Source organism: Rathayibacter sp. AC182, from assembly GCF_979253875.1.
In genome coordinates this window covers 39,843-63,912 of the sequence record NZ_CEEDEK010000006.1, presented here as the reverse complement: position 1 = coordinate 63,912, position 24,070 = coordinate 39,843, and the positions used below count along the sequence as shown (strand labels likewise).

Sequence of the window (24,070 nt, the reverse complement as noted above, 5' to 3'; positions counted from 1 at the left end):
CGCGACACCGTGCCGACCAAGCTCAGCGTCGCGGCGCAGTTCGCAGTGGACCAGCCGAAGATGCAGGGTTCGCCGATCAGGTTCCCGGACTGCGCTCGCGCACCGCGGAGCTCGGCGCCGAGTACCCCGCAGCTTCTCAGAAGATCTACACCGCGATCCAGATCGCATTGACAGGCGGTGCCGCCCCGCTCGAGGCACTGCAGCAGGCGGACAAGGGCTGACCGCGATCGGGCGGCACGCTCATGCGTGCCGCCCGATCCGCTTCTCTCTTCTCCACTGCCGACCCGAATGAGATCCCATGACGACCCTCACCTCCTCTGCAGCGACCCGGATCGCTGACCGGCGACGAGTGCTCGGTTCCGGCCGCGGCCGCGAACGCCTCGTCCAGATCGCCTTCCTCGTTCCGCGGGCGCGTACCTGATCCTTTTCTTCGGCTACCCGGTCGTGCAGAACGTGATCATGGGCTTCCAGGACTACTCCGCGAAGACGTTCTACACCGGAGTCGCACCCTGGGTCGGCTTCGACAACTACGCCGCCGTCATCCAGTCGTCCATCTTCGGCCGGACCGTGGTGAACACCGCCGTGTTCACGGTCGTCTCCATCGCCGGGCAGTTCGTGATCGGCATGGCGATCGCCGTGTTCTTCCGCCGCAGATTCCCCCTCAGTGGGCTGCTGCGGTCGCTGCTGCTGCTGCCGTGGTTGATTCCGCTGATCGTGTCCAGCGCGATCTGGAAGTGGATCCTCGACCAGGATTCCGGCGCACTCAATCAGGCTCTCAGCACCCTCTTCTTCACCGACGCGCATCCGGGCTGGCTGACCGACACCACCCTCGCCCTCGTCGCGGTGATCGGAGTGAACATCTGGATCGGGATCCCGTTCAACGTCACGATCCTCTACAGCGGTCTGCAGGACATCCCGGAGGAGCTGTACGAAGCGGCGGCGCTCGACGGCGCGACCGGCTGGAAGGCATTCCGCAACGTGACGTGGCCGCTGCTGCGGCCTGTCGTCACCGTCGTGCTCGTTCTCGGCGTCGTCTACACCCTGAAGGCGCTCGACATCATCCTCGGCCTCACCAAGGGCGGGCCCGCCAACTCGACTCAGACCCTCGCCACCCAGGCGTATCAGGAGTCGTTCCAACAGTTCGCATTCGGCCAAGGCGCCGCCATCGGCAACATCCTGATCGTGATCTCCCTGATCTTCGCGGTCATCTATCTGCGCGCCAACCGGCGTGCGATCGACGAATGAGCGGTGATGACCCAGACCCTGACCCTGCTGCCGCGCCCGTCAGCACGCTGCAACCCCGACGCACCCGCCCCGGCGCGCACGCACCGGATGGTCATCCACCATCGCCGGAGTAGCGATCCTGTCCGTGATGCTGTTCCCCATCTACTGGATGGTGAACGTCTCCCTGCAACCCGGTGGCCGCGCCGTCGGGTCGCCCTGGTTCCCCACGAACCCCGACCTCAGCGGCTACGTCAACGCCATCAGCGAGCAGGGCGGTCACCTGCTCACGAGCCTGATCATCGCGCTCGGCAGTGTGGTCTTCAGCCTGCTGATCGCCACCCCCGCTGCTACGCGCTCGCCCAGTTCAAAATCCCCGGCCTCGGAGTGTTCCTCTTCGCGATCCTGATCAGCCAGATGGTGCCAGGCATCGTGCTCCCGAACGCCTTGTACACCGCGTACAACAACGTCGGCCTACTCAATTCGATCCCGGGCCTGATCCTCGCTGATTCCACCGCCGGAATCCCCTTCGGGATCCTGATCATGCGTGCCTTCATGGGCAGCATCCCCACATCGGTCATCGAAGCCGCCCGGGTCGACGGTGCAGGCCAGATCCGCACCTTCGTCTCGATCGTCCTGCCGATGAGCCGCAACGCTCTGATCACCGCGGCACTGTTCACCTTCCTCTTCACCTGGGGGGACTTCCCGTTCGCCCTCACCCTGACAACAACCGACGCCGTACGCCCAGTGACGCTCGGGCTCTATCAGTACATCGGCTCCTACGTCTCCGATTGGAGCTCCGTCATGGCGACCGCCGTACTCGCCTCCATCCCCGCGATCGTGCTGCTCATCGTCGCCCAGCGCTACGTCGCAGCAGGTGTCACCGGCGGAGCCGTCAAGTAATGCTCAGCCGTCACCGCCTCCGAGCCAGAAGGACAACACCGTGACCGACATCGTCACCGACCCGAACGAGCTCGTCATCGACGCGCGCTACGTTCTGCCCTCGACCGCCGACGTCGGCTCGACCGAGACTCGGGCCTTCGGCGCCGGCGAGGTGGACGTCGACATCACCACCGGAGCACCGCTGCGTTCCGGGACCTCACCTCGCCCGAGCGGCTGTACCTGCTCGAGCAGAAAGACGTCTTCTGGCACTCGCTCGAACATCAGTGGGGATCCGGACACCTCATCACGAACCGAGGATCCGCTCGGTGGAACGCTGCTGGGGAATCGAGGTGGACGAAACCGGATCGAGCTCTGACCACGCTCCCCTGGACGGCGTTCGTCGACGGTGACCCGCTCTTTCGGGCCGATCATCACCGAGCACTTCCAGTTCCACAACGACGGACCGGACGAGCTTCGCATCACCGGCTTGGGGGTTCAGACGCCGTTCGCGGACCTCTACCAGGGCGCTCGAGCCTCTCTGGACCGCGCCGTTCACGCCCACCTCTTCACCGGCGGCAGTACAGCCTCGGCCCTCGCGCAGCCGATGTCAGAACAGGCCGCTTGCTGGGTGTGATCCTGCGACAGGGTGAGCTGCGGAGCTACTCCGTCGAGTCCCGGAACAAGAACACCCTCTCCAACGCTCGCGGACACCTCGTTCTCCAAGCGACGGACTTCACCCGCAACCCCACCGCCTTCGGAGGCCAACCCGAGATCGTGCTCGCCCCGGGCGAGAGTTACGCGTTGTCATGGGACATCGCCTGGTTCCACAACATCGAACAGTTCATGGAAGCGGTCGCGGCCCCCGGTGCACTTCGCCGCCTACTCCGCCGAAGTGGGCACGACGATCGCACTGCGCACCGACAGAGCGCCCGTCATCCCCGACGGTGTCTCCGCCTCCGTCACCGCTGTCGACGGAGGGTACGAGATCACTTCCAGTTCGCACGGCCCGATCGACATCGAGGTCGGCGGGATGCGCACCGAGATCGCGTTCCATCTACCGTTGGCCGACGTTGCTCGGCGCCGCATCGAGTACATCCTCGATCACCAGACCACGCCCGAGCGGCCAGGACTCCTCGCTCACGCCTTTGTTCCGGTCGACACTCGCGGAACAAGCTCACCCAGTCGACGAACGGCTGGTCCGACTGGTCCGACGGCTCCGAGCGGATCGGCATGCCGGTCCTGATCCAACTCGCCGCCATGGCTGGCTGGGTCCCCTACGACCATGAGGTTGCCTCTGCCCTGGACGGCTGGGCGCAGCTCGCGCAGGCACACCTGCTCGATGCGACGGCCGCTCCCCAGACGGGGCTCTCAGTCTCCAGCACTCCGGGCCGCGTCTGTACGACGCACCATGGCTGGCGCAGTTCTTCCACGACCGATACCACTTCCTCGGCGACCGCAGTGACCTGGATCTCGCGGCTCGCATCATCGAGCGCGCTTCGAGCTCGGAGGAAGTCGCCACCTTCTCCATCCAGTTCTCCGAGACCTGCACCGCGATCGCTCGCAGCCTCGACGACGCGAACCTCGGAGCGCGGGCACAAACTCTTCGAACCGCTCTGGTCGCCAGCGCGCGAGCGTTCATCGCGATGGGCGTCGACCTTCCAGGTCACGAGGTGAGCTACGAGCAGTCGATGGTCGCTCCGCTGATCAATCTGCTGATCGATGCCTTCACCATCACCGGTGAAACCGAGTTCCTCGCAGCCATCGAAGAGCGACTGCCGTGGCTGCTCGCATTCGGTGGCCCCCAACCCCACGTGCGGCTGAACGGCATCGGGATCCGGCACTGGGACGGCTACTGGTTCGGCTCGGACCAGCTGTGGGGAGACATCTTCCCGCACTACTGGAGCGCCTTGACGGCAACTGTCCTGCTTCGACTGCCGGCGCCCTTGCGCAGCGAGCGAACCGACGAACTCGCCGGCACGATCCTGCGGGCAAACATGCTCAACTACAACGCCGACGGCTCCGCAACATGCGCGTTCGTCATGCCCAGCTCCGTCGATGGACGCGCCGGAAACGCAGCAGATCCGCTCGCCAACGACCAGGACTGGCACCTCAGCATCTGGATGCGAGCTCCTCGGCCTCGAACGGAACTGATCGACCCGCGGGAATTCCGCACGGAAAGCGCCGGCAATGGAGACTCCGAGACGACAGGGTAGCTGCTCCGCCCGGACTGCGATGCTTCCCGAGCAAGGCTCCGTGCTAGCCCGGTCCGTTCGGTTCTTCACCCTGTACTTGGGATCGGCGCCGCTGCGACCGGAGCGCTGTGACCCCGGTCAGAGTCGCGCCGACCAGCGTCAGAACTCCGGCGGCGGCGAAGACTCGCGGTAGCCGAGAGCACTCGCTCCGGCGATCGCGATGAGGGGTCCAGCGGCGACGCCTCCGAGCTGCACGGTGTTCGTGAACAGGCTCGAGGCGATCCCGGGACGTTCGATGATCTGCTGGAAGAGATTCAAGCCGACCCCCTCGAGCGAGGCGAAGAACCACGCATTCAGTACCTGTGCGGCGATGAGCTCGACCGGACCTCGAGACGAGGAAGGTCATGCAAGCGAAGTACACGACTCCTACGATGCAGCCCTGCACAACGAGCACCGTGCTCGAGAAGCGCTCGGTCAGACGTGCGACCAGCAGCAGAGCACCGATCTCGAGGGCGGCGGAGACGCCCAGCGCGACACCGGCCCACTCGATGCCGAGCCCGAGGGAGCGTGTCGTGAACAGGGTCATCGACGTGACGGCGGCATGGTTGCCTGCCTGGAGAAACACGAACGCCACGACCGTGACGACAACGGTGCTCCGAGTGGCGGACCCCGCTCCGGATCGCGTGTCCGTGCCACCAAGCCGCTGATCCCTCGCAGGTGAATCGGCGTACGTCACCCTGCTCCGGAGCATCAGGATGCCGATGGCGACGTTCAGTGAAGCTATCGCTGCGATCACACCGAGCTCGGCACGGGTACCGAAGGCGGAGATCACGAACGTGGCGAGGGTGGGCCGGCCACCCAGGCAAGCGAGAAGAGGGCGCGTGCTCGCACCACGTCCGCGGGCCGTCCGCCCGCCGCCCGCAGGTGCGCGAACAGCAAAGGGACACCGCCCGCTGCCGGACCGCCGAACAGCACGAGAGCAATCACAACCACCAGCAACGATGTCGAGAAGAACAGTACGAGCGCGAGCGCCAGCGCGGCAGCTCCGCTGATCACCACTCCCCACGTACCCGCGTCGTCGGTCCGCGATGTTCGCGATGGTGAGCGATCCGACGACTCCACTGAGGTTGTACAGGGCAAGGACCCCTCCGACGGTAGGTGCGTCCGCGTCGAACAGGTCCACGAGAAGGAACGCGAGCGCCGGATTCAGGAAGGAGAACTGCAGTCCCCACAGAAGCATCGCCGCCGACGAGAGTCCGTTCTGTTTCATCCGATGACGCTCCGTCTTCCGGCGGGGATTCGAAGCGATTGCGGATGTTCCGCGCTCCGTTCGCCGAGCGACAATCAGTGTGCTGTCATGGCTTCATGCAGTTCAACCATGACAACATGATCGGAGTTCGGCTTGCTGAGGAGCTGGTGAACCTCGTTGAGGACGATCTCTGGGACCTCGGCTCCGTTCTCGTCGCCGTTGATCGTGCCCGTGTACGGCTGGACGGGCTTTCTCAACACCTCGACGTCCTCCGAGAGTGGACCGTTCGTCTGAAGGACGTGTTCGAGGCAGGTGACGTTCCCACCCGGTGTCATCTGATCAACGAGATGCTGACGATCAGCGTCAGTCAGGTTCAACTCGCCCTGCACGACGATCTCCCACCACACCTCCACTTCGTGTCGGAGGAGGAGGGCATCGTAGAGCAGATCCGTGCGCTCACCGTCGGAGGTCTGGCCGTTTTCGCCGTCGAATCGCACGCGGAGAGAATGGGCGTCTGCAATCGACCCACCTGCTCGCGCGTCTACATCGATACGAGCCGCGGCGGCCGTCGCGCCTACTGCTCCTCCTCTGCGGCAATCACCACGCCGTGATACGACTTCGGGAGCGGAAGCAGACGAGCCCTACCCCTCCCCGCAGTCGGCCCCTTGAACGATCAGCGGAGTGAGCGCCGGAATGTCCCAGGCGCCTAGCATGCGCCCGGACGTCGCCGGTCCCCGAAGTCGATCCCGTGACGGTCTGCGACACTGAGCAGATGTCTACCTCCCGTCAGCTGCGCACCCTCCGGGGTCTCGCAGCGGCGGTGGTGGCCACCTTCACCGCTCTGTTCTCGCACGTCGTCGGCGGCGGGGACGCTCCCGGTCCTCTCGGCGTCCTCGCGCCGCTGGTGATGTCCGTGCTGATCTGCACGGCTTTCGCGGGCCGTCGGCTCTCGCTGCTGCGCGTGTCGCTCTCGGTCGGGGCGAGCCAGCTCCTCTTCCACTCGCTCTTCCAGCTCGGAGCGTCCGGACCGGCGAGCATCGGCGGGCACGCGCAGCACCTCGCCACCGTCGACGTCAGCGGAATCGCCACCGCTGCCGCGAGCCATGCGACCATGCAGCTCTCCCACGCCGTCGCCGCGGTCGTGACCATCGCCGTCCTGCATCGGGGCGAGACCCTGCTCCTCGCTATTGCCCAGACGACGGCGCACGCGGCCACACGGTTTGCGCCACTCGTCCTCCTCGCCGTGCCCGCTCCGCGCCCGCGCCGGCCCGCGCGTTCGAGCTGCGCGACATCCTCCCGGTCGCCGCGGGCGCTTCTCCCGACACCTCGCCTCGACGCGGTCCGCCGGCTCCTCCCGCCTCCTGACCCCTGACGCGCGCCGGGCAGCGGACTCCCCGCACCGGTGCACGACCGCCGTGCCTTCAGCCCGCGTGATCGGGCCGTCCGAGCTCGTGCGGCCGGCGTCTTCGGAGAGAACTCCTGCGCGTCCTCCCTCGGGCGCCCTGGAGCCGATGAGCGGTGCCCTCGCGGACCGCTCTCGAAGGGAGCCACCCCTGTGGCGCACACATCGAGCACCGACGACTTTCCCGCACCCCATCCCGTCACCGTCACGATCCCACCGGTCGAGACGGTCCTCCTGCTGGCGGTCCCCGCCGCGGTCACGATCACTCTGCTGGCACTGACGATGACGCGAGCCGCCGAGCCGCCGCTGCTCATCGACCCCGGCGAACTCGTCAGGCAGGGCCTGCCCGCCTCCCGAGCCGTGCACGACATCGCCGCGACGCTCACCATCGGGCTGCTCACCGCGGCGGTCTTCCTCCTGCCCGGTCAGCGCATCGCTCCCGGAGTGGTCTCGTACTCGCAGGACCGGGCCCTGCGCTGGGCGCGCTGGGCGGCCGCCACCTGGGTCGCGTCGGCGATCGCGGTGCTGGTCTTCACTGCGGCGAACGCGATCGGGCAGCCGCTGGACAGTCCGGGGTTCCGGACGCAGTTCCTCTTCTACGCCACCGAGCTCGAACTCGGTCAGACGCTCGTCACTTCGATCGGCTGGGCGACGGCAGTGCTGCTGATCACGGTGCTGGCCCGGCGTCTCGCCTGGGTGGCCGCCGCGAACGCCCTGGCGGTTCTCGCGCTGCTCCCGCTCGCTCTGTCGGGGCACGCCTCCGGCTCCGACGAGCACGCGAACGCGGTCAACAGCGTCGCCGTGCACCTGGTCGGAGTGACCGCCTGGGCCGGTGGGCTCGTCGCGATTGTTCTGCTGCGCCGAGCGGTCGGAGCCGAGATCGGAGTGGTCGCGTCGCGCTACTCTCGTCCTCGCGGGCTGGGCGTTCGGCGCCGTCGCGTTCTCGGGACTCGTCAAGCGCGTCGCTCCGCGTGGAGGGCCCGGCGGATCTCGCGACCCCGTATGGGCAGCTGCTGCTGGTGGAAGGCCGCGGCGCTGCTCGCGCTCGGCGGCGCGGGCGCGTGGCACCGCCTCCGGGTGCTGCCCCGGCTGCGCGAGGACCCCTCCGACCGACGGGCCTTCACGAGCATCGCCGTGGGCGAGCTGGTCGTCATGGCGCTCACCATCGGCGTCTCGGTCGCACTGTCGAACAGCGCCCCACCCGTGCCCCAGGACCCCGTCGTCGGCGATGCCCGCCGCGGGCTGCTCGGATTCCCGTACCCGCCCGAAGCGACTCCGGGGCGGATGCTCACCCAGTGGCACATCGACGCCGTCTGGCTCGCGATCGCGGCCGTTGGCACGGTGCTCTACCTCGTCGGCGTCGATCGGCTCCGCCGACGCGGCGACGCGCTGGCCTCTCGGACGAACGCTCGCCTGGGTTGCAGGCTGCGCGGTGCTCGCGTGGACGACGAGCGGCGGTCCCGGCGTCTACGGGCAGGTGCACTTCAGCACCCACATGATCCAGCACATGCTGCTGATGATGGTCGTCCCGCCGCTGCTCGTCCTCGGCGGTCCGGTGCTCCCGGCGCTGCGCGTCCTGCCCGTGCGGGGCGACGGCGGCAGAGGGTTGCGGGAGTGGGTCCTCGCGCTGGTGCACTCCCGCTATCTGTGCGTCCTCTCCTCCGCCCCGGTCGCCGCTGTGCTGTTCGCGGGGAGCCTCGTGGCCTTCTACTACACGGGCTGGTTCGAGTGGGCGATGTTCTTCCACCAGGGCCATGTGCTCATGACCGTGCACTTCCTGGCCACCGGCTACCTTTTCTTCTGGGTCCTGATCGGAGTCGACCCCGGGCCCGCGCGGCCGGGCCACGTCCTCCGGCTCCTGGTGATGCTCGCGACGCTCGCCTTCCACGCCTTCTTCGGCCTGGCGATCATGTCCCAGACCACGGTCCTCGGCGAGGACTGGTGGACGGCGATGGACTACACCGACACCACCGCCCTCCTCGCCGACCAGGGCGTCGGCGGAGGCATCGCCTGGAGCGCCGGCGAGCTGCCGATGGTGCTCATCGCTCTGGTGGTCCTCACCCAGTGGATGCGCTCCGATGAGCGCGCCGCTCGCCGCTACGACCGCCGCGCCGACCGGGACGGCGAAGCCGAGCTCTCGCAGTACAACGACCGACTCGGCGTCCTGGAGGCGCGCAGCACGGGCTCGCAGCGGCCGAGCGTGCCGGCACCCCCCGCCGGACCGCCCAGCGCACTGTCCCCGACGGACCCGGAGTCCGCGCCATGAGACTGCGCGCTCCGTCCTCCCCCTCATCAGCACGCCCCACCAGCAGAGAGGCTCTCTCATGAGCACCCGTACGAAGATCGTCCTCGCCGCCTCCTCGGCCCTTCTCGCCGTCGTCGCACTCGTCGTCGCACTCGCAGTCCTGCGCCCGTTCTCGCCGTCGAGCGAGGCACCGACGACCGCCCTCGCCCCGAACAGCCACGTCCTGGACGACGCCGGGAACGGAGCGGTCACACTCGTCGAGTTCCTCGACTTCGAGTGCCCGTCCTGCGCGGCTCTGCATCCCGGCATCGAGGAGCTCCGGGAGGACTACGCGGGTCGCGTCACGTTCGCCGTGCGCTACTTCCCGCTCCCGTCGCACGCGAGCGGCGAGGCCTCCGCGGTCGCCGTCGAGGCGGCCGCACGCCAGCACCGGTTCGAGGACCTCTACCAGCGGATGTTCGACACCCACCCCGAGTGGGCCGGCAGCAGCGAACCGCAGGCCGCGCTCTTCCGCGAGCTCGCCCGAGAGATCGACCTCGACATGGAGCAGTACGACGCCGACGTGGCCGACCCGTCGACCCTCCAGCGGGTCCGCTACGACTTCGACGCCGGTCGAGAACTCGGCGTACGGGGCACGCCGTCGATCCTCGTCGACGGCGAGCTGCTCGAAGTCCAGCGCGTGGAGGACATCCGCGACGCACTCGATGCGGCGTTGCGCCGCTGATACCGGGCGCATCGGAGGGAGGCCTGCTCGCTGAGAGCGGCCTCCTCCGGGGCGGCCCCGACGTCGCGCAGCCGCCCGAGTATCGACCGAGGGTGCAGGCCGAGCACCGAGGACGTTCTTCGACGATTCCCCAGCAGCGGGGCGACGACGCCGGCGTCGAGTCGAAGTGGAGTCACGGGATGCCACCCCGCGTCCTGGCGCGGTGATGCCGCCTGACATGGGTGAACGGGCCCTGCCTCACCGGACGACGCGACGCCGCCCCGCAGCGCCGCGACGTCCGTCACCGCATGATCGACTGCTCAGGCGTCGAGGTCCCGCAGCCACTGCTCCACCGTGCGCGGCGAGAGGTCCAGCAGGACCTGCGCACTGCGCGCCTCCTCGATCAGTTCGTCCGGCTGCGTGGCGCGCCAGCGATACGAGTCGATCACGGGAGTCATCCCCTGCTCACCGAACAAGGGGATCGTCATCGCGCCGAACTCGTCGGGGGTCTGCGCGTGGAAGGTCACGTCCTTCCCGAAGTAGCGGGTGAAGCCGACAGCGAGATCCTCGCCGAGGAGTCCGGGCAGGGCGCCGACGGCGACGACGCCGGCCACGTCGCTCCGCTCGAACAAGCGCACGGCAGCGTCGGCGACGTCGAGGTGCGAACTCCAGGACGACGCGGAAGTCCTCCCGGATCGGATACGGGAGGACGGCCTGCTCCCGGACAGAGGCGATCACCGGCGGGAGGAGGAGGTTCTCCAGGTAGAGGCGGGGCGCGAGGACCGCGGTCGGGACGCCCGTCGCGCCGAGCCCACGCGCGAGGACCCCGTGCGGGCTGTCGTCCGTCTCCCCGAGCGGGTAGCCGCTGGTCGAGAAGACCACTCGCGCGGGGCGGGCCCGGTCGACAGCCGCGGCGATCATCCGAGCGTGCTCGAGCTGCTGCGTCGGAGATCCCAGAGCCAGATGGATGAAGACGCCCTCGGCACCGCTGTAGGCCGCGACGAGGCTGTCGACGTCGGAGGCGTCGACAGCGACAGCCGGCCCGGAGATGTAGGCACCGGGGGTGCGGACGGCTGCGGTGACGGTCTTGCCGGAGCGGAGGAGGGCGGCGGCGACGGGAGCGCCCCGCGCACCGGTCGCTCCGTGAACGATGTAGGTCATGAGAGCATTAGTGCAGATGTTGCATCGGTTACGTCAACTGCAGTAATGGTGGAAGGGTCGATTCGATGTCGTTCTCCGCTGATCAGTGGCCCGAGTGCGGGATAGCGCGCTTCCTCACCCTCCTGGACGGCCCCTGGGCCACGCTCGTCATCCGCGAGCTCCTGAACGGCCCGATGCGGTTCGGCGACCTGATGAAGGCGCTGCCCGGAGTGAGCGCACACACCCTGACCAACCGGTTGCGGCGCTTCGAGACGTACGGGCTGGTCACGCGCACCGCCTACCCGGAGATCCCTCCGCGGGTCGAGTACGAGCTGACTCCTGTCGGTCACGGTCTGCGGCCCGTGCTCGACGCGATGAACGACTGGGCCGGAACCGTGCCCCGCATCGACAGCGATGACGCGGTACCCGTGCCGGCATCGTGCTCCGGCGCCGGTCCTTCCCCGGCGGCCGAGTAAGTCGGGACCGTTTCCGGACGTGAATCGGCGCCGTCGATGCGCGGCACCAGCGCGAGGGGTGCAGCGGAGGACGCGCGCAAAGGCTTCCCAGCCGTGTCAGTCATCACTTCCTGTCCATGCTCCTTCGACTGCTTGCAGCAGCTGATAACGCTTTTCAGCGGTCAGAGTTCCATCGAACTCGAGTACGAAGCGGTCAGATCGGTAGAAGTCTGCGTCGCTGTAGATGACGTCCTGTCGTGCGTGGTCGAGCGTGTCGAATCGATAAATGGAGACGCCGTCGCTCTGTGACCGCTTCGACGCATCCTCGGCGGTCGCCGCATGCGTCGGTACTGGGACCGAGTCGCCTGTGAATCCTGGTACTCCGTCGTGGATCACGTCGTTCAGAGTGAGGCCGCGGCGGTCGTTGTCGATGAGTCGATCTGCTGTCCAGGCGACACCGCTCAGTGATCAGCACGCCGGCAAGAAATCCGGCTGCCACAAGGGCGAGAGACCTGCGGCGGAGTGAGGTGGCGGGCACAGCGCTCACCAGTTGCACTGGTGGCTGAAAACGTTGGCCCAGTTCGCGTTGGCAGGGCGAACCGCTTCGAGGTCCCAGTGGATGCCTGCGCCGATGATGGCGCGGCCCCAGAGTGCGTGGCACTGGTACTGCTGGTACATACTTCGACTGTTCCTCACTGCTGACCAGGACGAGGCGAACTCTTCCCATCCCGCGGTACCCACGATGGTGAAGCCGGCGTTCCCGAGTCCCATTGCGACGCCCCAGGGCGTCAGTCGGCCAGAGTAGACCGGCCGTCCCTGGAAGGCTCCCTTGCGGTTGACGGTCATGGGGGAGAAGAGGCGCTGTCCTAGCCACGGGTCGGCGGTGATCGGATACTGGTACTCACTTGAGTCGTGTTCCACGATCTGAGTGATGGTCGATCCTTCTACCGTGTAGCGGGTGGGAACGGCGACGCCCACGGCGTCGTACGCCCATGCGGGGGCAACGCCGAGGGCGAGCGTCCCATCCGGGGCCATCGCTACGAGCGCCCCTTCTTCCGTTGCTGTAAGGGTGACGTTCTCGGGAAGGCCGACATCGACTGAGTACCTCCGTGGGGCGGTCGAGGAGTCGATCACTGTCACGACCTGCAGCGATCCGTCTGAGCGGTTGAGTGGCACGGTGTGGGAGCCGTCGCCGTTATCGATGACTTCGATGCCCGTTTCGGAGACGCTGACTGCAACCGCGTCTTCAGCGGCCTGCAGGTTGACCGTCAGCGGATTCTCCCCTGCGGCTGAGACGGACGCTTCGGTGGCCCGGCGCAGCAGCGTGCTCTCGCCCGACGAACTTCCCGGCTCTAGGGAGATCGTAGCCGAGGCGGGGTCAACGTCCTGCAAGTCAGGAATCTTCGTTGAGATGGAGGCGAGGATGTCCACGACCTCATCCGCGTCCGAACTCGCCGTGGGCGAGTGAGGTGTCGACATCGACGAGGCTGCCAGCCCGACCGATGGCACCGCGTAGGCGGGTACCAGCGGAGCGCCGACAATCGCGCACCCCGCCGTTAGCGCGACTACCGCTTTGTTCAGAACCGATTTCAACACTGTGTACTCCTCGTTCGCGCAATCGCGCACCTGTCGCGCCGGTCTGAGTGAAACGTGCTGGAGGTGTCGGCGCATCCCCCGTCGGCATGGAAGGAGCCGCCACCTGACTGTCGAGCGAACGTGCTCGGCGCGGCCAGCAGGATCGACTGCTGGACCCAACAACCCCAGACGGGTGACCTGCCACTTCCGCCGCTCATCGGCCCGTTTAGTGCCTTTGGCTGCCTCTCCGCCCGAAGGATGACGAATCTCCAGCCGGTCGGCCACTTTGCAGCGGAGCGCCATGTTTCACCGCCGCGAATCGAGATGATGAGCGAGTGATATCCGTGCTCATCGTCGATGACGAAGCCCTCGTCCGCTCTGGACTCTCACTCGATCCTCGGTGCAGGCGAGGGCGTGGAGGTGGTCGGAGCCGTCACGGGCATCTCAGCAATCACCGCGGTCCGCGAGTTCCAACCTGATGTGGTGCTGCTGGACGTTCAGATGCGCGACATCGATGGGTTGCAGGTTCTGCACGCGCTGCGCGCAGAGCCCGACCCTCCGATCGTCGCGATGCTCACGACTTTCGACCGCGACGATCTGCTCTCAGCGGCGCTGATGGGCGGCGCGGCTGGTTTCCTGCTCAAGAACATCGATCCCGCGGCGCTCGTCTCGATGGTGCATGTTCTGGCGTGCGGCGGAACGGTGCTCGCTCCGGGGTGGGGCGGGCTTGCCTTGCCGCGGTCTCCGTCGATTTCGACGCTCGCGCTCGGGTCGAGTCGCTTCGACCGCGCGAGCGCGAAGTGCTGCGGCTCATGGCCGAGGGCTCGACCAACCGTGCCATCGCGAAGAGTTTGACCATGAGTCTGGGGGCGGTGAAGGACGACGTCAGTGCTGTGCTCACTGCCCTCGGCGCACCGAACAGGGTGCGTGCTGCACTCGTCGCGGCTCGAGCTGGCCTTGTCCCGTCCTGATTCGCTCGCGCCGTTCATCTGTCCGAATCGAAGTGGTCAACGGCAGGACGAACAGCCGCTGACTGCGACGGCCTGTGAGATCAGCGCTCGCGTGTCTCGCACGCCGGGCGGGTCCCTTCCCAGGCGTTCGGGGAGGACGGGCGGCGAAGGCACGCAGTCGACTCTCACGGATGCTGACGATGTGAACGCCGTCGACCCGATCGAACGTCGACCTGTACCGCATGGCCTACGGTGCAACAGTGAGCGAACCTCCGAACGTGCGGCGCTGTGCGGACCGAACCGCTGCACCGTCGCGGAGAGTGAAGAAGACGCGACTCGCGGCCCGGTACGGCGTCGATGTCCTGCTCGTAGCAGCCGGCGTGCTCTCGCAGCTGCCCTTCCTGTTCTGGGCCACCCCGTGGATCGTCGCCTCGGGCATCACTGCGGCGGCCGCGATCCTCTCCGGCGTCGGTATCCTCTCGCCCTGATCCTCCTGTCCTTGCCGGGATTCATCTGGGGCGAAGCCTTCGTCCCCGTCGCCATCGGCTTGGCCGTCCTTACGATGCGCGACGGACGGAGCTGGCGCGTCGGAGGGGCGGTGGCCCTCGTCTCCGCCGCGTGGTTCATCCCCGAGCAGATCTGGGAGTACCCGGAGTTCGTCATCAACACCGTCCTCTGGGCGGTCATCTACATCGGCGTGCCGGTCCTCATCGGGACTCTGATCCGCACGAAGAAGGACCTGGCGCAGCGTGTGGACGAACTGACCCGGCTTCAGGAGCAGGAGCGGACACACGTCATCGAGAGCGCACTCGCCCGCGAAAGGACGCTTCTCGCGCGTGAGATGCACGATGTCGTCTCCCACCACGTCACTTTGATCGCCATCCAGGCAGGAGCACTCCAGGTCTCATCGCCGGACCACACAGCACGCGCCACGGCCACCACGATCCGCTCACTGGCCTCAGCAACCGTTGAAGAACTGCGGACGATGGTCGGCGTGCTCCGCGAGGCGGGAGGACAGCCCGGAGAGCGAGTGAAGGAACCCTCCTCGAACGAGCTCGCCGAACTGGCCGCCAGTAGCGATCTCACCATCCACGGAAGCCTCACGCCTCCCCCTTCCTGTCGCCCGCCGCGCACCGAGCCGTCTACCGGTTCCTTCAGGAAGGGCTGACCAACGCTCGGAAGCACTCGACCGGCGCTGAAGTCACCTCATGTCGAACACCACCGCGGACCACTTCACCGTCTCCCTCCATGCCGGACCTCCCACCCGTCCGCTACTCGCCCTCCCTAGCGCACGCCATGGTCTCCTCGGGCTGCAAGAACGCGCAGCTCTGCTCGGCGGCACGCTCACAGCGGAGCTCGACGAAGACGGATCCCATCTCCTGACAATGAACCTGCCCAACCCGGCATCGTCGTGACGCGGCACGGCTCACACGGAAGGAAGGAGCCCCCGGAAGTCGATGCAGACGGCGTGTCTCGTTCGACCTGGCCGCGGGTACCAGAGATTGCTACGACTCGAATGGCACCGGTCGAGGCGCGAGAAGGTCGGGTTCTGTTCAGGCTCGTCCTGCGACGTCCAGCGCCTCTTACGCGACGGGTGCTGGTGAGGTCTCGGTCGTCTCCTTCGTGACGGTGAGTGCGACGAGGGCGGCGGCGGCGAGGGCGGCGATTGCTGCGACGACGAAGGCGGCGGAGTAGCCGACGCTGAGGGCGGTGCCGCTGGTCGGGTCGGCGCTGGTGGCGCTGATGGCGACGGCGGTGGCGGTGAGCGCGGCGAGGCCGAGTGCGGCGCCGACCTGCTGTGCGGTGTTGACGAGGGAGGAGGCGATGCCGACGACCTCGTGCGGGACGGCGCGCACGGCGGTCAGGGTGAGGACGAGGAAGCTGCTCCCGAGCCCGAATGACGTGAGCAGGAGCGCGGGGGCGATGTGCAGGAGGTACTTGGTCTCCGGAGTGATGGTCGAGAGCCAGAGGAAGCCACTTGCGGCGAGGAGCAGTCCCGCGGAGGCGAGGAGCCGGGACGGGACGCGTGAGGCCAGCGCGGAACCGACGCCGCTGCCGGCGATGATGCCGATGCTGAACGGGATGAAGGCGAGGCCGGTCAGGAGGGGGTCGAGGCCGGCGACCTTCTGCAGGTACAAGGTGAGGAGGTAGAAGCCGCCCATCAGTCCACCGCCGATGATGACGGTGGCGAGATAAGAACCGACGCGGTTGCGGTCGGTGAGGATCGTCAGGGGGAGCATCGGCGCTCGAGCCTGCCGCTGACGGAGGACGAAGGCGAGGAGCGTGATCACGGCGACACCGAGGGCGCCGAGGGTGAGCGGCGACTCCCATCCGCTTTCTCCGGACTGGGTGATCCCGAAGACCAGGGACACGAGGCCGAGGGTCGCGGTGATCGCTCCCAGCAGGTCCAGGCGGCCGGTGCCGCGGGTGCTCTCCGTGAGGGTGCGGGTGCCGGCGATGACGGCGAGTCCTATCGGGAGGTTGATGAGGAACACGGATCGCCAGCCGAGGGTGCTCGCGAGGACTCCGCCGATCAGCAGGCCGCCCGTGATCCCGATGCCCGACATCGCCGCGTAGACCGCGAGGGCTTTGTCCCGTGGGGCGCCGGCGGGATAGGTCGTCGTGATCAGTGCGAGCAGGTTGGGGGCTGCGAGCGCTGCCCCGATGCCCTGGACGGCGCGCGCGATGATCAGCGCCTCCGGGTTCCATGCGAGTCCGGCGACGACGGAGGCGGCGGTGAACAGCACCAGTCCGATGCGCAGCACGCGACGCCTCCCGGCGAGGTCTCCGAGCTTGCCGCCGAGCAGGAGCAGTCCGCCGAAGGCGAGGATGTAGGCGTTGATCACCCAGGGGAGGGTGCTCGCGCGCATGGTGAGCTCCGCCTGGATGGCGGGCAGGGCGATGTTCGCGATCGTGTCATCGAGAACGAGCATCAGCTGCGCGGTCGCGATGACCAGAAGGGCAGCGCCCGCGGTCCTCGAGGACGAGAGGGGAACTGCGGCGGGGCGGGTGGTCTTCACGATGGTTCTCCGAGTCGGCGGGTCAGTGGTGGAGGTGGTGCACGACGGCGTGGCCCTTGCCGCGGCTGATCAGCCAGCGGTTGACCGGCGTCGTGACCACGAAGGCCAGAGCGAGAGCGGCGATAAGAGAGCCCCAGAACAGGCCGCTCGTGACCCCCGCGTCCATCGCGCCGGGAATGGCGAGCATCGCGGTGTTGTCCATGATCTCCATCACCGCGATCGAGACAGTGTCGGCGGCGAGGGCAATCCCGACCGCCGCGCGCCAGGACACCCCGGCGCGCAGCACACCGCGCATGGTAAGCGCGTAGCCGAAGACGAACGCGAGGGCGATCGAAAGTACGACAGTGCCCGCGTTGTGCAGCCCGAGGCTCGTGCCGATGACCATGCCCAGGACCTCACCGATCGCGCATCCGGTCAGGCAGTGCAGGGTCGCGGTCGCGGCCATGCGCCACGATGTGGCGCCAGCGGCGGTGTGCGTGCTGTGGTCGTGGGCGTGCTCGGTCATCGGCGCTCCTCGGTATCGGTCCAAGGGGTTCAACATACCCCCGGGGGGTATATTCCCGGTTTGCTCGACGACGTCCCGTGAACGAATGACGACGAGACATCAGACACCGTTCGGAAGCTGTCCTCAGCCCTGCGCGTCCGGCGGGAACATCCCGGTCGGCGGGGCGGCGTAAGGGAGCATGTCGCCTGGTCGGTTCTCGTCCGTCGACGTCGCGTAGGGGCCGTTGGGTGAGAGTAGGACTCGCATGTGCGGATCCAGATGATTAATCCAGTAGGCGCTCAAAGACCCGGCGCTCGTTCGAATCTCCTCCCACATCCGCCAGAGGGCTTCGATGCGGGTCAGCGCCTCGACGCTGCTCCATCCACTCGGCCGCCCACCGGTCGCCGGCGGCCTGGCCCTTGGCCGTCACCCGGCGCCGGTAGGAGGGTCGGAGGAACTTGCGGACCCACTCGTCGGCGGATCCGAAGTACGTCGCCGGCCCCTCTTCCTCGTCCACGTCCTCCACCTCGACGGGGTGCAGGCTGACGGGTCGAACCGGAGCCGAGAACGCATCCGTGTCGACATCGAACAGGTCCTCGTCGCTCATTGCTCACCGCGGAGAGTCGCGTCCTGGTCTGCGTCGACGTCCGCCGCAGGCTGAGCCTGGCGCGGGAGGCATGACCGTCACGACAGGCGAGACGGGTGCGGCGTTCGCTGGTCCGCTGGCTGGCGTCGTGGGCGGCGATGGAGGCGTTGATCGCGGCGACCTGCTCCTTGGGGCCGTTGTACCAGGGCACGGTGTCGACGAGGGCGGCGCGGGCGCCGGAGGAGAGCATGATCGCGCGTCCGCGGCCCATGCTGGTGAGGTCGGCGACTTCGAGGATTTTCTCTCGCCGTAGCGCCGAGGTGGTGGAGCGGACGCCCTTGTTGTAGCTGGCGGAGGTGGTCTCTTTGTCGTAGGTGCCGATCAGCTCGGAGAGGGTGCGCAGGAACTCGTCTTCTGCGACTCCGCCCGCGTACAGCTTCACGTTCGCCGCGGACCACAGCTTGAGCATGCCCTCCTTCCCGAACACGCCGACGCCCTGGGACCAGGACTGGAACACGGCCATGATCGGGATCCCGCGCGAGCCGTAGTGGGAGTACAGGTCGGGGAGGTCCTTCCACCGGCAGACGTTCGCGGCCTCATCGAGAACGGCAACGAGCGGCGTCGCGAGGCGCCCGCCCCGGGAACGTGCCGCGTGCTCCTCCGCGGCCTCGATCGTCGCGGCGGTCAGGGCGGTGACGAGGGGGCCGGCGGTGCCGGCGCCTTCCTTCGACAGCGAGTACAGCGTCTGGGTCGACGTGACGAACGTCTCGGGGACGAACTGGGGACGGGTGTCGTTCGGGCGGGCGTTCACCCAGTCGGCGGTCGCGGCGCTCTTCAAGCACACGGCCATGCCCTGCGCGGTCGAGTAGATCCCGTCGCGGGCCTTGTCGGCGGTGTTCATGATGCCGCGGACCGCTCGCGCGTTCGTCGGGTAGCCGTTGTCGTGCAGGAGCTCGACGGGTGTCTCGTCCTCGACGGAGGTCAGCCAGAGCAGCACGTCGCTGATCGGCCGGTTGCCGGCCGCGGCCGCGAGCAGCAGGTCGGACAGCAGCTCTCTGGCCCTTGCCGTCGAAGTAGGCGTCGGTTTTCGCGTTCAGCGTCCGGGTGCCGGAGGCGAAGTGCGTCGCGAGCTTCGCGGCTTTGGTGTCGTCGGTGACGTAGGAGAGGGGTTCCACCACCAGGTCGCGTCCTCGAACGCGACGCGCTGGGGGTCGAAGACCCACACGTGGCCCTTGGCGGCGCGGACGTCGCGGGTCGCGTCGAGCACGTCGCGCTTGTTCGACGTCGTGACCACGGCGCCGGGCGCGGCCATGATCGCGGGGATGACGAGGGAGGTCGACTTGCCCACGCGGGGGCCGGCGATCAGCAGCATCATGTCCTCGAACGAGGCGTAGAGCATCTGCTTTCCCAGGTGCAGCCGACTCCACCGGGACGCCGGGATTCTCCGGCACGCCCAGGCGGGCGGATTTCTTGGAGTGCCTGCTTGCGCATCATCGACGCGAGGTCGCGCGGCGTCGCCATGTAGCGGGCGGCGTGATCGACGCTCGAGCGGTTCTTCCCGTCCGAGCGAGCGCATCCACACGAGCCAGAGGCCGACGAGGACGATGATGGCGACGGCGGCCGCGGCGGTCATCGTCGCGGACGTGGACCACACCACTTGGCCGCGGAACAGGCCCGAGATGATGTCGAACGGATCCGAGGGCAGGCCCTCGTTCACTCCGTCGAGCTGCGACCCGACCGCGACGGCCACCCAGACGATGCCGATCGCGGCGATCACGGTGAGGGCTGCGCCGAGCATCCAGGGCGTCGTTGCCTGCCTTGCCGGGTTCGCGGCGGCGGTTGTTGGCGGTGGCGCTCATGCGGACTCCTCCGTGTAGATCGGGCCTGTCCACCGCGGCGTGCGGTCGTCGGCGGATGCTTGGTGCGAGGTCCCCCAGGAGAGGACCGCGCAGCCCCGCTCAGCGAACAAGCAGGGCAGGTCAGTCGTGTGGAACCGGTGATCGCCCGGGACTGCCCGTTGGCAGGCCCAGAGGTAGCCCTCGAACGCAAGCGTCGACGGGCATGTCATAGCCGGCTCACCAGCACGCTCGCGCAGCAGAGCGCTGGGGCAGCGACCACAGCGAGGCCGACCATCCCGGCCGCGTAGCGTCCGGTCGCCTCGCGCTCACGGCAGGATCTCGACGTTCACGGGATCGGTGGGCGAGCGGCTCCGCCGCACGTCCGGCGCGGGAGGTCGCGTGCCAGAGCTTGTTGGTGTCGTTGACCTCCTTCTCCGCCGCGGTCAGCTCGACGCGCACCGGGATCCCGGGACGTCCGCCGACCTTGATCAGGAAGCGGCCGCGGCCGGGAGGCTCGGACTCGTGCCCGGACACGGGGTCCCAGGCGGGTGGGTCCTGCCAGGAGGTGAGCATCCCCTGTTCAGCGATCGACATCGGCACCGCCGAGGTCAGCAGCGGCATCTCCGCGCCGGGGAGGCCGCCGCAGATGACCATGCCGGAGCGCTCCACGAAGCCCTTTGCCTTCATCTGGTCCTCCTGGGAGGCGAGAGCGAGGAGGTCGGACATCGTGTGGCTGATCATCGCCAGGCCGACGCCGCGCGCGCGGTTCAGGCGGGTGAGGGCATCGACGCGATCGACCATGCCCTTGCCCGCGCGTAGCGCCCGCCACAGCTCGTCCAGGATCACGAAGTAGTGCCGCTGCGGTTCGAGCTCCGCGTCCGCGAGGGCGGCCGCGACGTTGACGGTCCCGAATCCGGCGGACCAGCAGGCGAGGAGGATCGCGGCCTGGAGGTCGCCTTCGGAGTCATCGATTGAGGACACGTCGTAGACGACGGGCCGGTCCCGGCGCATCGGCGTGGTGGTCTGCTTCGAGGAACACCTCGCCCAGGCGTCCACCGGTGGTGAGGCCGATGAGGGAGGCTTCGAGGTTCTCGGTGACGTCCTTGTACTTTTCGATGTCGCCGCGGTCCAACGCGACCCAGGCGAATCTCGTCCGGCGCCTCCTGGATCACGCGCAGCAGGTCCGCGAGGACCGGCACTCCCTGGTGGTGCTCGTCCAGGTACTTCAGAGCCCGGTCGATGATCGTCTCTTCGCGGTCGGTCGGCGGCTGGGAGCGGAGGATCGTCAGGAGTGCGGCGACCATCGTGTGCCGGCGGCCGTGGGCGTCCGCGAGGACCTGGTGAGCCAGGCGCTGCACCTTCGCGGCGTGCTTGCGCAGCCGGCCGACCTCCGCGATCATCGCCGCGGTGTCGTCGGAGACGCCGAGCGCGTCGACCTGGTGCGCGAGCTCGTCGGCCCGCTCGAGTGAGCGGTCGGCCTCGTCGCGGAGGCGCTGCGCCGCCTCCGACGCCTCGCCGGGATCGAGGATGTTCAGGTAGCCGCGGCCACGGCCGAGAGGGACCACCTGCCCGTCGAGGGCTTCGATCAGATCCACATAATCCGGCTTCAAGTCACCCAACACGAGCGGGATCGTGCCGTACCCGGCGAGGCCGGCGGCCATGCGGCGGGTCAGCGAGGACTTCCCCAGGCCAGGCTTCCTGAGCACGAACATCGACGGGTTGCTGATGAGGTTCGCGCGCTGGAACCAGCTGATCGGGTCGCAGCAGACGGAGGCGCCGGTGGAGAGGTTTTCCCCAGCGGCACCCCGATCATTGGCGTACCCGTCCCGACCGAGAACGGGTACAGCCCGCACACCTGCACGGTCGTCCCGCGGAACTCATCGGCGGCCGTGACGTTGACGGCTTCGCCGCCGCCGCGGCCGAGCCACCCGCGGATTGTCGGCCGCAGAGGACGGCGCAACGCGGTCCCCTGGGCCGTCTTCTTCCCACCGTGCGGGATCTCGACCTTCTTCCCCTCCCGGCGCCTGGTGCGCGGGCGGGTGCGCTCACGAGCCAGCGTCGGCGCGCTGCGCGACCGCCATCACCGGACCCTCGCTCTGCGCACCCACAGCTCGCCGCGAGGGCGCGCGCAGTAGCGTCCGCGGCCTGCGAGGACGAGGAGACAGCACCGGAGGGAAGACCGTCGACGGGCAGGTCCTCACCCGTCGTCTCTCCCGTGCGCGGCGGTGACTACACCGTCCGGTAGGACGTCCTCTCCGGGCTCGGGCTCGCTGCCATTGTTGGACTGAAAGAGGCGGGTGATGATGCTCACAGGGACTCCCTCACTTCGGTGGGCAGGCGGAGGTGGCGCGGGAGCACGAGCCCCAGCGGCAGGCCCGCGGCGAACATGGTGTCCTGCGACCCGAACGCCGGACGCACCCCGCAGCCGCGCGGCAGCGGTCAGCGAGTCGATCGCCGCGCGGGCGTCGGCCTCGTGCACGGGATCGGTGGTGGTCGCGGTGACGATCAGCCCGAAGTTGAGCAGGCCGGCACCGGACGCCTCTTCCGCCGCGGTCGCCTGGGCGGAGCGGGTGGAAAGGGTCGAACGGGCGGTGGGCTTGGTGGACGCCGGAGCTGTTGAACTGCGCCGCGTTCAGGTCCGCCTCCACGATGGCCGCGGCGCGGGCCGGGTCGATGGGGCGGTAGAGCAGGGTGACGCGCTTGCGGGCGACGTCGCGGTGCGGAGCCAGCAGCCGGGCGAGGATCCCGGACTGCACGACTCCGCGAGGTGGGGGAGGTCATCGTCCACGACGTCGACACGGCGCCGTCGTGCCGGTACGAGTCCCACCGAGACTCCGCGGCCGCGGGGCCGACGTCGGTCCACGACAGCTCGGGCACGTCACCGGATGCGCGGGCCTCATCGATCAGGACGGCCGCGGCGGGGTCGTAGGCGACCCGGATCACCTCGCACAGCTCCTGAGCACCGAGCGGCCGCGCAGCGCCCGCACCGGTCGCGGCGAGGCCCGTCGTCAGCCCGGGGAGGCGGGCGGCGAGGTCGGCGGCGACCTCCTTCGCGTTACGGCGCTTCTCGCCGATGCGAGACAGGGACGAGAACGTGATCGCGACGTAGGCGCGGATCGTGGCCGACCCGACCGGGTAGCTGCTCACGACCTCCGAGAGCATCGCTCGAGCGAACTCCGGAGCGTCCGGGTCCATCGACCCCTCGACCTCCGACCGCAGGCGCGTACCGGTGTCGGGGGCCGTCTCGACGGTGACGGAGGCGGCCTCGATGCCGGGCTCGTCTCCGAGGTTGGAGAGCCAGATGCCGTACTCCGCGACCTGGTTGTTGACCTGCTCCTGATCCACCAGAGCGGCGCCGTCCGGCTCCGTGGCGATCACGACGGTGTAGTGCTTGGTCGAGGGGACGTGCACGAGAGCGAACCTGCGCCCGTGCGAGTCCTCGTGCTCGGAGAGCTGCGACGCCGCAGCCAGGCCGGGAAGCTGGAACGTGCCCCACTTCGCCCGACCCACGGGGCCGGAACGGTAGACGTTCGCTCCCTTGGCCTTCGTCCGCATCCAGTTCACGCGATTCACCGTCCTTCCGAGGGCGCTCTGCCCGTGCTTGTCCTTCACCGAAACCGTCAGCAAGATCCCGCCGAAGATCGCTGCGACGATCAGCGCGGCCCCAAGTCCCGAGAACATCGACGCGATGATCGAGGAGAGGATGCCGAGAAACAGCACCCCGGTGGCGAGCTGCCCGAGGCCGCCAAGTCCCGCAGTCTGCCGGGCGGCGCCAATTGCCGTAGGTCCGCGGCGCCTCAGCGCTGCGGGTGGGAGTCGTGGTGGTCATCAGTTCCCGCTCCTGCTGCCGCCGGTGGCGTCCTCTGTCGCGGCCTGGACCGCTCCCGCTGCTTGCTTCGCTCCCTCAGCAGCCTTGCTCGCCGCCATGACGCCGATCCCGATAGGACCGCCAGCCGCTACCGCGGCAGCTCCGCCGCCTGCTGCAGCGCCACCTGCCGATGTCGCTGCGCCACCGGCCGATCCGCCGACTGCAGCTCCCCGCCGGCGGCGGGAGCTCGCGCCGCCAGGAGCGGAAGCCGAAGCGGGCGATCCCGTGCTGCCCGCGGAGGCGTTGCTGCCGGTCGGCGC

General features: G+C 68.3%; 26 protein-coding genes and 4 pseudogenes. 17 read left to right on the top strand and 13 right to left on the bottom strand.

Annotated elements, in window-relative coordinates; genetic code table 11:
* The first annotated feature begins 298 nt into the window (after window positions 1-298).
* The 6 genes and pseudogenes from AC0CII_RS24950 (at window position 299) to AC0CII_RS24925 (ending at window position 4,316) form a co-directional block, all read left to right on the top strand.
* A pseudogene (locus AC0CII_RS24950) lies at window positions 299-1,245 on the top strand (carbohydrate ABC transporter permease).
* A 127-nt stretch (window positions 1,246-1,372) separates the two neighbouring features.
* Window positions 1,373-2,124 (top strand): annotated as a pseudogene (locus AC0CII_RS24945) (carbohydrate ABC transporter permease).
* A 40-nt stretch (window positions 2,125-2,164) separates the two neighbouring features.
* Window positions 2,165-2,479, top strand: a complete 315-nt coding sequence (locus AC0CII_RS24940) for a hypothetical protein (RefSeq protein WP_465231218.1) — start codon at window positions 2,165-2,167, stop codon at window positions 2,477-2,479.
* 30 nt (window positions 2,480-2,509) lie between these two features.
* Window positions 2,510-2,737 carry a hypothetical protein gene (locus AC0CII_RS24935; RefSeq protein ID WP_465231217.1) on the top strand — a complete coding sequence of 76 codons (228 nt, stop codon included), beginning with the start codon at window positions 2,510-2,512 and terminating at the stop codon, window positions 2,735-2,737.
* A gap of 231 nt (window positions 2,738-2,968) precedes the next feature.
* Window positions 2,969-3,346 (top strand): hypothetical protein, encoded by a 378-nt coding sequence (locus tag AC0CII_RS24930; protein ID WP_465231216.1) that lies wholly within the window; start codon window positions 2,969-2,971, stop codon window positions 3,344-3,346.
* A gap of 427 nt (window positions 3,347-3,773) precedes the next feature.
* Window positions 3,774-4,316, top strand: a complete 543-nt coding sequence (locus AC0CII_RS24925) for a hypothetical protein (RefSeq protein ID WP_465231215.1) — start codon at window positions 3,774-3,776, stop codon at window positions 4,314-4,316.
* A 138-nt stretch (window positions 4,317-4,454) separates the two neighbouring features.
* Here the strand turns inward: AC0CII_RS24925 and AC0CII_RS24920 are convergent, their stop codons facing one another.
* Complete coding sequence (locus AC0CII_RS24920) at window positions 4,455-4,613, bottom strand: hypothetical protein (protein WP_465231214.1); 159 nt, start codon at window positions 4,611-4,613, stop codon at window positions 4,455-4,457.
* Between the two features lie 510 nt (window positions 4,614-5,123).
* Window positions 5,124-5,354: a hypothetical protein gene (locus AC0CII_RS24915; RefSeq protein ID WP_465231213.1), complete on the bottom strand. Its 231-nt coding sequence runs from the start codon at window positions 5,352-5,354 to the stop codon at window positions 5,124-5,126.
* Between the two features lie 306 nt (window positions 5,355-5,660).
* On the opposite strand from AC0CII_RS24915, the gene AC0CII_RS24910 reads away from it, so the two are divergent.
* The 5 genes and pseudogenes from AC0CII_RS24910 to AC0CII_RS24890 all read left to right on the top strand — a co-directional run bounded on the left by AC0CII_RS24910 (window position 5,661) and on the right by AC0CII_RS24890 (window position 9,915).
* A complete protein-coding gene (locus AC0CII_RS24910) occupies window positions 5,661-6,155 on the top strand; it encodes a CGNR zinc finger domain-containing protein (protein ID WP_465231212.1) in 495 nt (164 codons plus the stop codon).
* A 137-nt stretch (window positions 6,156-6,292) separates the two neighbouring features.
* Window positions 6,293-6,916 (top strand): hypothetical protein, encoded by a 624-nt coding sequence (locus AC0CII_RS24905; protein WP_465231211.1) that lies wholly within the window; start codon window positions 6,293-6,295, stop codon window positions 6,914-6,916.
* 1,258 nt (window positions 6,917-8,174) lie between these two features.
* A pseudogene (locus tag AC0CII_RS24900) lies at window positions 8,175-8,963 on the top strand (cytochrome c oxidase assembly protein); the annotation flags it as partial.
* Window positions 8,964-8,996: 33 nt separating this feature from the next.
* Complete coding sequence (locus AC0CII_RS24895; protein WP_465231338.1) at window positions 8,997-9,212, top strand: hypothetical protein; 216 nt, start codon at window positions 8,997-8,999, stop codon at window positions 9,210-9,212.
* 58 nt (window positions 9,213-9,270) lie between these two features.
* Window positions 9,271-9,915: a DsbA family protein gene (locus AC0CII_RS24890; protein ID WP_465228240.1), complete on the top strand. Its 645-nt coding sequence runs from the start codon at window positions 9,271-9,273 to the stop codon at window positions 9,913-9,915.
* Window positions 9,916-10,214: 299 nt separating this feature from the next.
* On the opposite strand, the gene AC0CII_RS24885 is transcribed toward AC0CII_RS24890, so the two are convergent.
* Together AC0CII_RS24885 and AC0CII_RS24880 are read right to left on the bottom strand one after the other, a co-directional pair.
* Window positions 10,215-10,421 (bottom strand): hypothetical protein, encoded by a 207-nt coding sequence (locus AC0CII_RS24885; RefSeq protein ID WP_465231210.1) that lies wholly within the window; start codon window positions 10,419-10,421, stop codon window positions 10,215-10,217.
* Complete coding sequence (locus tag AC0CII_RS24880) at window positions 10,360-11,055, bottom strand: SDR family oxidoreductase (protein WP_465231209.1); 696 nt, start codon at window positions 11,053-11,055, stop codon at window positions 10,360-10,362. Before AC0CII_RS24880 ends, AC0CII_RS24885 begins: the two co-directional genes overlap by 62 nt.
* Before the next feature lie 65 nt (window positions 11,056-11,120).
* Between AC0CII_RS24880 and AC0CII_RS24875 the strand changes: the two genes are divergently transcribed.
* On the top strand, window positions 11,121-11,510 hold the full coding sequence (locus AC0CII_RS24875) for a winged helix-turn-helix transcriptional regulator (RefSeq protein WP_465228242.1): 390 nt from the start codon (window positions 11,121-11,123) through the stop codon (window positions 11,508-11,510).
* Window positions 11,511-11,606: 96 nt separating this feature from the next.
* Here the strand turns inward: AC0CII_RS24875 and AC0CII_RS24870 are convergent, their stop codons facing one another.
* Together AC0CII_RS24870 and AC0CII_RS24865 are read right to left on the bottom strand one after the other, a co-directional pair.
* Window positions 11,607-11,885 (bottom strand): hypothetical protein, encoded by a 279-nt coding sequence (locus tag AC0CII_RS24870; protein WP_465231208.1) that lies wholly within the window; start codon window positions 11,883-11,885, stop codon window positions 11,607-11,609.
* 147 nt (window positions 11,886-12,032) lie between these two features.
* Window positions 12,033-12,920, bottom strand: a complete 888-nt coding sequence (locus tag AC0CII_RS24865; RefSeq protein ID WP_465231207.1) for a DUF2599 domain-containing protein — start codon at window positions 12,918-12,920, stop codon at window positions 12,033-12,035.
* Window positions 12,921-13,484: 564 nt separating this feature from the next.
* Here AC0CII_RS24865 and AC0CII_RS24860 point away from each other — a divergent pair.
* The 4 genes from AC0CII_RS24860 to AC0CII_RS24845 all read left to right on the top strand — a co-directional run bounded on the left by AC0CII_RS24860 (window position 13,485) and on the right by AC0CII_RS24845 (window position 15,182).
* A complete protein-coding gene (locus AC0CII_RS24860; RefSeq protein ID WP_465231206.1) occupies window positions 13,485-13,919 on the top strand; it encodes a response regulator in 435 nt (144 codons plus the stop codon).
* Window positions 13,877-14,035 carry a LuxR C-terminal-related transcriptional regulator gene (locus AC0CII_RS24855; protein WP_465231205.1) on the top strand — a complete coding sequence of 53 codons (159 nt, stop codon included), beginning with the start codon at window positions 13,877-13,879 and terminating at the stop codon, window positions 14,033-14,035. Before AC0CII_RS24860 ends, AC0CII_RS24855 begins: the two co-directional genes overlap by 43 nt.
* Window positions 14,036-14,334: 299 nt before the next feature.
* Window positions 14,335-14,502: a hypothetical protein gene (locus tag AC0CII_RS24850; protein ID WP_465231204.1), complete on the top strand. Its 168-nt coding sequence runs from the start codon at window positions 14,335-14,337 to the stop codon at window positions 14,500-14,502.
* 11 nt (window positions 14,503-14,513) lie between these two features.
* A complete protein-coding gene (locus AC0CII_RS24845; RefSeq protein ID WP_465231203.1) occupies window positions 14,514-15,182 on the top strand; it encodes a sensor histidine kinase in 669 nt (222 codons plus the stop codon).
* Between the two features lie 415 nt (window positions 15,183-15,597).
* On the opposite strand, the gene AC0CII_RS24840 is transcribed toward AC0CII_RS24845, so the two are convergent.
* The 6 genes and pseudogenes from AC0CII_RS24840 to AC0CII_RS24815 all read right to left on the bottom strand — a co-directional run bounded on the left by AC0CII_RS24840 (window position 15,598) and on the right by AC0CII_RS24815 (window position 21,878).
* A complete protein-coding gene (locus tag AC0CII_RS24840) occupies window positions 15,598-17,034 on the bottom strand; it encodes an MFS transporter (protein ID WP_465228247.1) in 1,437 nt (478 codons plus the stop codon).
* Window positions 17,035-17,056: 22 nt separating this feature from the next.
* Window positions 17,057-17,539 (bottom strand): DUF4396 domain-containing protein, encoded by a 483-nt coding sequence (locus AC0CII_RS24835; protein ID WP_465228248.1) that lies wholly within the window; start codon window positions 17,537-17,539, stop codon window positions 17,057-17,059.
* A 123-nt stretch (window positions 17,540-17,662) separates the two neighbouring features.
* Window positions 17,663-17,854, bottom strand: coding sequence for a DUF4913 domain-containing protein (locus AC0CII_RS24830; protein WP_465231202.1), 192 nt, complete (start codon window positions 17,852-17,854; stop codon window positions 17,663-17,665).
* Window positions 17,855-17,877: 23 nt separating this feature from the next.
* A complete protein-coding gene (locus AC0CII_RS24825; RefSeq protein WP_465231201.1) occupies window positions 17,878-19,101 on the bottom strand; it encodes a type IV secretory system conjugative DNA transfer family protein in 1,224 nt (407 codons plus the stop codon).
* 96 nt (window positions 19,102-19,197) lie between these two features.
* Window positions 19,198-19,902: a type IV secretory system conjugative DNA transfer family protein gene (locus AC0CII_RS24820; protein ID WP_465231200.1), complete on the bottom strand. Its 705-nt coding sequence runs from the start codon at window positions 19,900-19,902 to the stop codon at window positions 19,198-19,200.
* Window positions 19,903-20,179: 277 nt separating this feature from the next.
* A pseudogene (locus tag AC0CII_RS24815) lies at window positions 20,180-21,878 on the bottom strand (ATP/GTP-binding protein).
* On the opposite strand from AC0CII_RS24815, the gene AC0CII_RS24810 reads away from it, so the two are divergent.
* On the top strand, window positions 21,832-22,077 hold the full coding sequence (locus AC0CII_RS24810) for a hypothetical protein (protein WP_465231337.1): 246 nt from the start codon (window positions 21,832-21,834) through the stop codon (window positions 22,075-22,077). The pseudogene AC0CII_RS24815 and the gene AC0CII_RS24810 overlap by 47 nt on opposite strands.
* 370 nt (window positions 22,078-22,447) lie before the next feature.
* Here AC0CII_RS24810 and AC0CII_RS24805 read toward each other — a convergent pair whose 3' ends face one another.
* Entirely contained in the window at window positions 22,448-23,662 is a 1,215-nt protein-coding gene (locus tag AC0CII_RS24805; protein ID WP_465231199.1) for an SCO6880 family protein, read from the bottom strand.
* Window positions 23,663-24,070 lie beyond the last annotated feature (408 nt).